This is a genomic window from Roseomonas chloroacetimidivorans, assembly GCF_049629625.1.
Lineage (GTDB): Bacteria > Pseudomonadota > Alphaproteobacteria > Acetobacterales > Acetobacteraceae > Roseomonas > Roseomonas chloroacetimidivorans.
The window spans coordinates 360,817-370,343 of sequence record NZ_JBNBZS010000003.1 but is presented as its reverse complement, the minus strand read 5'-3'; the positions used below and the strand labels follow the sequence as shown (position 1 = coordinate 370,343).

The 9,527-nt window shown below is 69.3% G+C and carries 10 protein-coding genes; 7 read left to right on the top strand and 3 right to left on the bottom strand.

The genetic code is table 11. The features are described from left to right. Positions 1-108 precede the first annotated feature (108 nt). Positions 109-1,395, bottom strand: coding sequence for an aromatic ring-hydroxylating dioxygenase subunit alpha (locus ACO1BU_RS03965; RefSeq protein WP_424134594.1), 1,287 nt, complete (start codon positions 1,393-1,395; stop codon positions 109-111). Positions 1,396-1,410: 15 nt separating this feature from the next. Further along, a complete protein-coding gene (locus ACO1BU_RS03960; RefSeq protein WP_424134593.1) occupies positions 1,411-2,391 on the bottom strand; it encodes a Bug family tripartite tricarboxylate transporter substrate binding protein in 981 nt (326 codons plus the stop codon). 137 nt (positions 2,392-2,528) lie between these two features. On the opposite strand from ACO1BU_RS03960, the gene ACO1BU_RS03955 reads away from it, so the two are divergent. Together ACO1BU_RS03955 and ACO1BU_RS03950 are read left to right on the top strand one after the other, a co-directional pair. After that, entirely contained in the window at positions 2,529-3,293 is a 765-nt protein-coding gene (locus ACO1BU_RS03955) for an IclR family transcriptional regulator domain-containing protein (protein ID WP_424134592.1), read from the top strand. 50 nt (positions 3,294-3,343) lie between these two features. Then, positions 3,344-4,324 carry a Bug family tripartite tricarboxylate transporter substrate binding protein gene (locus ACO1BU_RS03950; RefSeq protein ID WP_424134591.1) on the top strand — a complete coding sequence of 327 codons (981 nt, stop codon included), beginning with the start codon at positions 3,344-3,346 and terminating at the stop codon, positions 4,322-4,324. An 18-nt stretch (positions 4,325-4,342) separates the two neighbouring features. Here ACO1BU_RS03950 and ACO1BU_RS03945 read toward each other — a convergent pair whose 3' ends face one another. Then, the gene (locus tag ACO1BU_RS03945; protein WP_424134590.1) at positions 4,343-4,786 is read right to left on the bottom strand and encodes a MarR family transcriptional regulator; all 444 of its coding nucleotides are present in this window, start codon (positions 4,784-4,786) and stop codon (positions 4,343-4,345) included. Between the two features lie 122 nt (positions 4,787-4,908). On the opposite strand from ACO1BU_RS03945, the gene ACO1BU_RS03940 reads away from it, so the two are divergent. From ACO1BU_RS03940 to ACO1BU_RS03920, 5 genes are all read left to right on the top strand, one after another. Further along, positions 4,909-5,925, top strand: coding sequence for a Bug family tripartite tricarboxylate transporter substrate binding protein (locus ACO1BU_RS03940; protein WP_424134589.1), 1,017 nt, complete (start codon positions 4,909-4,911; stop codon positions 5,923-5,925). Beyond that, positions 5,918-6,907, top strand: a complete 990-nt coding sequence (locus ACO1BU_RS03935) for a Bug family tripartite tricarboxylate transporter substrate binding protein (RefSeq protein WP_424134588.1) — start codon at positions 5,918-5,920, stop codon at positions 6,905-6,907. The genes ACO1BU_RS03940 and ACO1BU_RS03935 overlap by 8 nt, the downstream gene beginning before the upstream one ends. A 7-nt stretch (positions 6,908-6,914) precedes the next feature. Beyond that, positions 6,915-8,234 carry an FAD-dependent oxidoreductase gene (locus ACO1BU_RS03930; protein WP_424134587.1) on the top strand — a complete coding sequence of 440 codons (1,320 nt, stop codon included), beginning with the start codon at positions 6,915-6,917 and terminating at the stop codon, positions 8,232-8,234. Positions 8,235-8,401: 167 nt separating this feature from the next. After that, a complete protein-coding gene (locus tag ACO1BU_RS03925) occupies positions 8,402-9,070 on the top strand; it encodes an LbetaH domain-containing protein (RefSeq protein WP_424134586.1) in 669 nt (222 codons plus the stop codon). 109 nt (positions 9,071-9,179) lie between these two features. Next, on the top strand, positions 9,180-9,521 hold the full coding sequence (locus tag ACO1BU_RS03920; RefSeq protein ID WP_424134585.1) for a hypothetical protein: 342 nt from the start codon (positions 9,180-9,182) through the stop codon (positions 9,519-9,521). Positions 9,522-9,527 lie beyond the last annotated feature (6 nt).

Below are 9,527 nucleotides of genomic sequence, written 5' to 3'. Positions count from 1 at the left end.
GGAAAAACTCCGGCCATTCCTCCAACCGGTCGCTATCGATGCAGAGCGCATAACGCGCCTGCACCGCCATGATGTCGGTGATCTGGAAACGGGTCGTCAGCACGGCACTCAAAGCCCCATATGCTCCCGATACGCCTTCCAGAAGCCCCGCACAGAGGCCTCCGTCGCCCGCGTCCTCGTGCTCTTCGCCTCTGATCCGCCCATCTCCAGCACAGCATGCCGGTCGGACGCGCCAACAACACCGCGCTGCACGAAGCCGCCCACGCAGCCATCCTCCATGGAGACATAACCCGCCGGTCCGATCAGGTTGCCCTGCTTCAACCGCATCTTCCGCAGCTCCGGCGTGTCGTCCTTGAAGCCGATATAGGTCCAGTGCAGGTCCGTCCGGTCCACACCGCGCGGCACCACCTGGCGCACAGCCAGCGAGTTCTGGATCTGCTGCAGCACGAAGCCCGGGAACACCGACAGGATCTGCAGCGTCACGCCATCCCCGAACTCGTCCTGTCCCTCCAGCACGCTCGGGTCCTTCAGCCGGTAATCACTCTCCGAACGGATATTCTGCGCCGCATACTCATTCGCCGCCTTGGCCCTCGCCTCCGCCTCCCGGTCGATGGCGGAGTAGGAAACATGGTTTCCGCCGGACTCGCTGACGATCAGCCCGCCCTTCATGTTCAGCTTGTTCAACTCGAAGGTCGTGAAGAACAGGTGCAGCAACGAGGCATGATAGCTATCCCGCACATTCTCCACATAGAGCTTCCAGTTGTTCGGCAGCTCCTGCGTGAAGCGCCCGATCACCTCGATCTGACGCCCACCCAGCACGCGCTCGATCCGGTCCAGAATCTCCTCGCCCAGATACTCCTCGATCGGCGGCACGGTGTCGGAAGCCGAGGCGAAGACCAGCCCATGCACCACCGCCGTCCGCAGCTTGCGCGGCGAATGGTCGGACATGCGGAAGCATTCGGGCATGCCGCCCTGGCCGTTGATCCCGTCCTTGAAGGCCACACCCTTCAGATTGCCCTGAAGGTCGTAGCTCCAGGCGTGATAGACGCAAGTGAATTCCCGCGTCTTGCCGAAATCCTCCAGCGCGATCAGCGCGCCGCGATGCACGCAGCGGTTCTCGAAGGCGTAGATCTCGCCGTCATGGTCGCGCACCGCCAGGATCGGCACGCCGCCCAGCGTGGTCGCGCGGTAATCCCCGGGCTCCGCGATCTCCGTCTCCAGGCAAAGATAGTTCCAGGTATCGCCCCGGAACACGCGCGTCTGCTCCAACGCCGCCACATCCGGCCGCTGGAACACCCAATAGGGCACGCGCGTCAGTCCCTCCGGCCAGCCCACCTCCGGCGGAGAGGAAAGTCCGGCATCACGGAACTGATCGGGCAGGTTATGGTCGGGCATTGAGAATCCCTCCGCTCATTCCACAGTGACGTTGGCGCGGCGCACCACATCGCCCCAGCGCTTGCGTTCTGCCACCACGAAGGCGGCCGTCTCCTCCGGCGTGCCGCCCACCGTGGCGGCGCCCAGTTCGCGGTAGCGCTTCTGCACATCCGGCGATCGCAGAACCTGCGATAGCCCTTCGGAAAGGCGCGCCACCACGGGTGCCGGCGTGCCGGGTGGCGCCACCGCAGCAAACCAGGCGGTAGCCTGGAATCCCGGCAAGCCCGCCTCCGTGGCAGTCGGTACCTCGGGTATCTCCGGCGCGCGCTCCGTATCCGCCACGGCCAGCATCCGCACGCGCCCAGCCTGGTACTGCGCCAGCGCGCCGGTGACATTGGAGAAGATCATGTCCACGCGCCCTGCCACAATGTCCGTTATGGCCGGCGCCTCACCGCGATAGGGCACATGCACCAGCTTCGTGCCCGTCAGATCCTGGAACAGCGCACCCGTCAGATGCGAGGTCGTGCCCACGCCCTGGGAGGCGTAGGTCATGGAGTCCGGCTTCTCCTTCGCCCGCGCGATCAGCTCCCCGAGCGTCTTGATTCCACTGGCGGCGGAAACAATGGCGACATTGGGCGTCTCGCACAGCACCGTCACCGGCACGAAGGTCGCGGGGTCGTAGCCCAGGTTCCGGAACAGGAACTGGTTGATTGAAAGCGGTCCCGCAGGCGTGACGAGCAGCGTGTACCCGTCCGGCTCCGACCGCGCGAAGTTCATCGCCCCGACATTTCCGCCGGCGCCCGACAAGTTCTCCACCACGAAGGGCTGGCCCCAGAGGGCCCGCAGCTGATCCGCCGCGATCCGGGCCGAGATGTCGTTCGAGCCCCCGGCCGGAAAGGGCACAATCACCCGCACGGGCCGGTTGGGATAGCGGTCCGTCTCGGACCGGGCCGTTCCGAAGGGAAGAGACGCTGCCAGGGGCAGCATCATCACGGATCGGCGGGCCAAGGATGTCACGCGCTTGTTCCTCCCGTTCAGCCCAGGCTTGACCGCCCGAGTTTGTTCGAATAACGAACCACATACTGATTATCGAACATTCTGAAACCCGCACTGACCAAGGTCAAGGCGCGGCTGCGGGAGGCTTGCGCAAAGCGATGCCCGAAACCGAACGACGGGAAGCCATGGCGGGCTTGGCCAAAGGCCTCGCCATTCTCGAATGCTTCGGGGACAGCACGCCTCGTCTCACCCTGGCCGAGGCCGCGCGCCGCACCGGCCTCTCACGTCCGACGGCGCGCCGCTGCCTGCTCACTCTGCTGGAACTCGGTTACGTCGCGCAGGATGGCCGCCATTTCACGCCGCAGCCGCGCATGCTGCGCCTGGGCTACGCCTTCCTCAGCGCCACCCCGCTGCCGCGCCTCGCGCAACCGCTTCTGGAATCCGTACAGGCCGCCATCGGCGAAGCCGTGTCCCTCGCCATACTGGATGGGCCCGAGGTGGTCTTCGTCGCACGCGCCGAGCCTCCCCGCCGCATGGTCTCGATCAGCCTCGCTGTTGGCTCCCGCCTGCCCGCCTCCTGCTCCGCCACCGGTCGCATCCTGCTGGCCGGCCTGCCAGATGAGGAGGCCGCTGCAAGGCTGGAAGCGATGAAACGCCCCGCCCTGACCCCGCGCAGCGCGACCACGCCCGAGGAGGCGCTCGCCCGCGTGCGGGTGGCACGCGAAGCCGGCTACGCAATCTCGGACGAGGAGTTGGAGCCGGGCCTTCTCTCCATGGCCGTGCCGGTCCGCGATCTTTCAGGCGCGATGGTCGCCGCCATCAGCGTCAGCACCCAGCCAAGCCGCCGCAGCCTGGCCGATATGCAGCGTGACGTGCTGCCGCGGTTGCAGGAGGCAGCCGGCCGGCTCTCCGCCAGCCTGTAAGCCGCCAAGCGGCACCGCCACATCGGGACGAAAACAACAGGAGGAACGCCATGCTTCGCCGAGACATTCTGATCCGCAGCATTGCAGCCGCAGCCCTGCTGCCGCGCCCGGGCCTGGCGCAGGAGACCGGCTGGCCCAGCCGCCCCGTCACCATCCTCGTTCCCTATGGCCCCGGCGGCGCCTCCGACCTCGTGGCTCGCTCGATCGCCCAGCGCATGCAGCCCGCCATCGGCCGCCCGGTGGTCGCGGAGAACCGCCCCGGCGGCAATGGCGAGATCGCCTCCCGCCAACTCGCCCGCAGCGCGCCGGACGGCTACACCATCCTGGTTGGCGCCATCGGCGTTTTCGCCATCAACCCGGCGCTGCGCCCTAACCTCGGCTACGACCCGCAGCGCGATTTCACGCCCATCACCCTCGCCGTCACCTCGCCCAACGTGCTCGTCGTGAACCCGCAGGCGACCGAGGCCGCCGACCTCGCCGGCGTGATCGCCTGGCTGAAGCGCGAGCGCGGCCGCACCGCCTATGCCACCAGCGGAATCGGCTCCTCCCACCACCTGACGATGGAGCTCTTCAAACAGAAGACGGACACCGACCCGGCCCATATCCCCTATGCGGGCGGCGGCGCAGCGGTGACAGACCTCCTGGCCGGCACGGTGCAACTCGCCTTTCTCGACCTCGGCGTCGTCGCGGGCCAGATCGCCGATGGGCGCCTCCGTCCGATCATCGTCACCTCGGCGGAACGCGACCCGCTCCTGCCCAATGTTCCCACCGCCGCGGAGGCCGGCCTGCCGGACTTCGTCGCCACCTCCTGGCAGGGCATTGCCGGCCCCGCCGCCATGCCGAAGCCCCTCCTTCAGCGCGTGCACGGCGCCGTCGTCACCGCCCTGCGCGAGCCCGAGGTCGTGCAAAACCTCCGCCGCGCCGGCCTCACCGTCGTCGCGAGCGGATCCTCCTCCTTCGCCGACTTCCAGGCCCGCGAGATCGCGCGGTGGAAACAGGTCGTGCAGCGGGCTGGCATCCGGGCGGAATAGCGCCCGGGCAACGCCCACTCACTCCCCACCCGGCCCGGGCAAGCAGGCCTCCACCTCCTCCAGCATCCGCTCCAGCTCGCGCATCCGCTCCGCCCCCAGCCGGGCCGTCAACATGGCTCCCACCTCATCCACCTCGGCCGCGGCGGCCTCCACCGCGGCCCGCCCGCGCGGCGTGAGCTGCGCGCGCACCCAGCGCCCATTGTCCCGCAGATCCTCCACCAGGCCCCGGGCCTGAAGATCCGCCAGGATGCGCGTCACGGAAGGCGGCAGCAGCGTCGCCCGCATCGCGATGGTCGCATTGTCCAGCGGCGCCTCGTTCTGCAGCGTGCGCATCACCCGGTATTGCTGCTCGGTGAAGCCGTGCCGCCGCAGCAGCGGCCGCACATGCGCCATCACCGCCTCCCGCGCCCGCAGCAGCCGCACCGAGATGGCCTTTGCCGGATACCCCTCCAGTGACGCCACGCTCTCGCCTCCAAATCCGCTGGATCACCCGATGATAACATGTTAACTCTTACCCCACGAGTTAACATGTTAACTGACGCGCCAACCGGCTCAGCCGGGACAAGGCACGCAGGAGGAAGCAGATGCGTTACCGATCGGGGCCCCGTGGCCCGTCCTCACCCGCCATGCTGGGTCGCCGGCCCCTGCTCGGCGCGGCGCTGGGCTTGGTGCCAGCCCTCACCGGCACGCCTGCCCGCGCCACGGAGTGGCCGGACCGCCCGTTGCGGATGATCGTCCCCTTCGCGGCCGGCTCCACGCCGGATGTCACCGGCCGCGTGGTCGCGGAACACTACCGCACCGCCCTCGGCCAGCCCTGCGTCGTCGAGAACCGCACGGGCGCCAACGGCACCATCGGCTACGCGGCTGTCGCCGCGGCCACAGACGGCCACACAATCGGCATCTGCACCAATGGAATGGCGACCGCCACCGCCCTCTATCCCCGCCTGTCCTTCGATCCGGCGAAGGACATCCGCTACATTTCCCTGCTCACCCGCGCGCCGCAGCTCCTGGTCGTGCGAGACGGCATCCCGCCCCGCAACCTCGCCGACTTCATCACCTATGTGCAGCAGCACCGGGGCGCGGTCACCTTCGGCTCCGTCGGCATCGGCTCCGCCTCCCAGCTCGCGATGGAGGAACTGGCGGAAAAGCACGGGCTGGAAATGATCCATGTCCCCTATGCCGGTCTTCCACCAGCGAAGCTGGACATGCTCGGCGGCCGCATCGACGCCATGTTCGGCAGTGCCCCCTCCGTCCTGCCGGAGGTGAAGGAGGGCAAGATCCACGCCCTCGCCCTCGCCGCCGGGCGCCGCGACCCGCAGATCCCCAACATTCCCACCTTGGCCGAGGCCGGCTTCCCCAACGCCGAGAGCTACGCCTGGAACACCCTCTTCGCCCCTCGTTCCCTGCCGGAGGCCCAGGCCAGGCGTCTCGCCGACGAGGCCCGCATCGCCATCGCCGAACCGCGCGCCAAGGCCGCGCTGGAGGCCGCCGGCTTCGAGGTGGTCGGCTCCACGCCCGAGGAATGCGAGGCGACCCTCCGCCAGGAGATGGAGCGCATGGGCGGAATCGCACGCCGCCGCGGGATCACCCTCAATGGGTGATTACATCATCACCCGCCGCGCCCTTGCCGGGCTTGGCCTTGCCCTCGCCGCCCCCGCGGCCCTCGCCCAGACCCCGCCCCGCACGGCCTGGCCCACCCAGCCTGTCCGGCTGATCGTTCCCTACTCCGCCGGCGGCGCCGTGGACCTGCTCGGCCGCGCGCTGAACGACCTGCTTGCCCCACGCCTCGGCCAGTCCCTTGTCGTCGAGAACCTGACGGGCGGCGGCACCACTGTCGCCGCTATAGCCGCCAGGCGCGCGCCCGCCGACGGCCACACTATCCTCCTCGCCACCTCCACCACCCTCGCCGTCGCGCCGGCTCTTTTCCGCAATCTCGGCTACGATCCCGTGCGCGACTTTGTGCTGGCGGCCACGGTCACGACGACTCCTTTCGCGCTCGTCGTGCCACGCAGCGGCCCGGCCGATATCCAGGCGCTGATCGCCGACGCGAAGCGCACCGGCGGTCGCTACACCTATGCCTCCGCCGGCCCGGGCACGCCCCAGCACCTCTCGGCGGCCATGTTCGCCAGCGCCATCGGCGTGGAGATGGTGCATGTACCCTATCGCGGCTCCGCGCCGGCCATGCCCGACCTGATCGGCGGCCGCGTCTCGATGATGTTCTGCGACCTTGCCTCGGCTATCGGCTTCATCCGGTCCGGTGAGCTCCGCCTGCTCGGCATCGCCACTCCCGCGCGCATGGCCATGCTGCCCGACACGCCTACCATGACGGAACTCGGCTTCCCCGGCTTCGAAGCCGTCTCCTGGCAGGCCCTGGCCCTGCCCGCCGGAACCCCGCCTGCCGTGCTGGAGCGCCTCTCCGCCGAGACCATGGCCGCTCTGGAGAGCGAGGCAGGACGTGCCCGCATCGAGAGCATCGGCCTGCTGACCTATGCCAGGCCTTTCACCACACTGGATGGCTTCGTCGCGTCAGAGATCGCCCGCTGGGCGCCCGTCGTGCGGGCTTCCGGCGCCGCCAACGAATGAGGATCGCATGAGCACCAACGGCAACACCCTCTCACCCAAGCTCCCCGCGCAGAGCTGCGACGTGCTCGTCACCGGCGGCGGCGTGGCTGGCGTCTGCGCCGCCGTCGCCGCGGCGCGCGCCGGCGCGAAAACCATGCTCGTGGAGCGCATCAGCTTCCTCGGCGGCGCCGCGACGGCGGCGGCCGTCAACCAGTGGATGGGCTGGAAGACCGAGGCGGGCGAGCAGATCATCGCCGGCCTGGGCCAGGAGATGATCGACCGCCTCATCGCCCGCGGCGGCTCCGAGGGCTTCGATTGGGGCATTCTCTCCACCGGCCTGAAGATCGACCGCGTCGTCTTCGACCCCGAGATCCTGAAGGTCGTGCTCGATGACATGATGCAGGATGCCGGCGTGACGACGCTCTTCCACGCCCAGGCCTCCGGCGCGGAACGGCAGGGCCGCACCATCACCGCCGTGCGCTTCCTGACCAAGGGCGGCGAGATCACCATCACCCCCCGAGTCGTCATCGACAGCTCCGGCGACCTCGACGTGCTGCACGCCGTCGGCTGCGAGATGCTGCCGCTTGAGGAAGGCGAGGAACTCCAGCCCGGCTCCACTTATTTCAAGATGGGCCCGCTCGATCTGGGCCCCTACAACGCCATGAGCGCCGAGGAACGCCTGGCCATCGCCCGCTGCGGCGTGGAGCAGGGCGCGCTCGGCCGCCTGGCTATCAGTTGCTTTCCCGTCCCCGGCACCGCCGAGGCCTGGTTCAACGTCACGCGCTTTCCCGTGGACGGCACCGATCCCTTCGCCCTCTCCCGCGCCGAGATGGAGGGGCGCCGCATGGCGCTCGCCGCAGCCACTTTCATGGCCGCCAATGTTCCAGGCTTTGAGAAGGGCCGCCTGACCGGCTTCGCCACCCAGGTCGGCATCCGCGAGACGCGCCGGGTGCGCGGCCGCGTGGTGGTGACGGAGGCCGATCTGCGCAGCGGCCGCCGCTTCGAGGACACCATCGCGATCGGCGCCTTCCCCATCGATGTCCACGAAACTCGCGGCACGGCCACGCGGCTGGAACGCATGGGCGGCCCCGACCACCACTACGCCATCCCGCTCGGCTCCCTGATCCCGGTCAGCCTCGACAACGCCCTGGTCGCCGGCCGCGGCATCTCCGCCACCCACACGGCCTTCGGCGCCCTGCGGATTATGCCCCAGGCCATGGCGACCGGTCAGGCCGCCGGCCTCGCCGCCGCCCTGGCCGCCACGCGCAACTGCCCGGTCGCGGAGCTGCCCTTCGCCGATATCGAGGCCGGCCTACTCGGCCAGCGGGTCATCCTGAACGCGGCCTGAAGCGCTGCTCCGCACCCGCACCGGCACACGGGCGGCGCCACGGCGCGGCCCGTGACGCCGCCCCTGGCTGGGCTACGTCATCGATCCTTCTCGGAAGCTTCACGGGAGCAGACAGGAAATTCATCCGGACGTATCCGATCCTCCCGCTTTCCCTGGCGGACCTTCCCGTGAGCAACCTTCCCGACTCTTCTTCCCGCACCGCAGATGCCGACAGCGCCGGCAAAACCCTCGGCCATGCCCCCTCGATCCACCCCACCGCGCGTGTCCGCGACAGCAGCTTCGGCCGCTGGTGCGAGGTGGGCGAGCGCACCCGCGTCGCCGAGAGCCGCTTCGGCGACTACGCCTATGTCGCCAATGACAGCGACATCATCTACGCGGAGATCGGCCCCTTCTGCTCGATCGCGGCCCAGGTGCGCATCAATCCCGGCAACCACCCGCTCGACCGTGTGGCGCTGAACCACTTCACCTACCGCTCCTCCGCCTATGGCCTCGGGGATGACGACACCGCCTTCTTCGACTGGCGCCGGCAGCACCGGGTCACTCTCGGCCCCGATGTCTGGGTCGGGCATGGGGCGGTGATCCTGCCCGGCATCTCGATTGGCACGGGCGCCGCGATCGGGGCCGGGGCGGTCGTCTCGAAGAACGTGCCGGATTTCGCCATCGTGGTCGGCGTGCCCGGCCGCGTGCTGCGCCCCCGCTTCGCGCCCGAGATCATCGCGGCCCTGCACCGTATCGCCTGGTGGAACTGGCCGGATGAGCGGCTGCGGGAAGCGCTACAGGACTTCCGCACCCTGGGCGCCGAGACCTTCTGCGCGAAATACGACCCGGCCCGCTAACCCGGCCCGCCCGACAGCCTCCGCGCCGGGGAGATTCCCGGCCGGCCGTCCCTTCCAGGCAACCGCCCCCGCCCCGAGCGCGTCACCCCTTCTCACGGGAACAGGGGGCATGAGAGGAATGGGGAAGGACGCCGTGAAAGCCTGCGACGCCGCGAAACTGGCACGGGTCCTCGCCCTCCTCGGCTCGGACTTCGCCGGTGAGCGCGCTTCGGCCGCCCTGGCCGCGCACCGACTCATGAAGCGCCTCGGCCTTACCTGGCAGGACCTGCTGACGCCCGCGCGGGAGGCCCCGCGGGATGTCATTCCCCCGCCGGACCTGCTGGACGCCGCCCAGTCCCGCCTGCGCCAATGCCAGCGCGAAAACGACGACCTGCGCCGCCAGGTCACCCTGCTCAAGCGCCGCCTGGAACTCCAGCGGCCCCCTCGCCCCGCGCCTGAGTGGGAGGAATGAGGGGTT

Bases quoted from the DNA above. Each gene is read 5' to 3' on its own strand.
- ACO1BU_RS03965 (WP_424134594.1), bottom strand. From the start codon at position 1,395: ATGCCCGACCATAACCTGCCCGATCAGTTCCGTGATGCCGGACTTTCC.
- ACO1BU_RS03955 (WP_424134592.1), top strand. From the start codon at position 2,529: ATGCCCGAAACCGAACGACGGGAAGCCATGGCGGGCTTGGCCAAAGGC.
- ACO1BU_RS03950 (WP_424134591.1), top strand. From the start codon at position 3,344: ATGCTTCGCCGAGACATTCTGATCCGCAGCATTGCAGCCGCAGCCCTG.
- ACO1BU_RS03940 (WP_424134589.1), top strand. From the start codon at position 4,909: ATGCGTTACCGATCGGGGCCCCGTGGCCCGTCCTCACCCGCCATGCTG.
- ACO1BU_RS03935 (WP_424134588.1), top strand. From the start codon at position 5,918: ATGGGTGATTACATCATCACCCGCCGCGCCCTTGCCGGGCTTGGCCTT.
- ACO1BU_RS03930 (WP_424134587.1), top strand. From the start codon at position 6,915: ATGAGCACCAACGGCAACACCCTCTCACCCAAGCTCCCCGCGCAGAGC.
- ACO1BU_RS03920 (WP_424134585.1), top strand. From the start codon at position 9,180: ATGAGAGGAATGGGGAAGGACGCCGTGAAAGCCTGCGACGCCGCGAAA.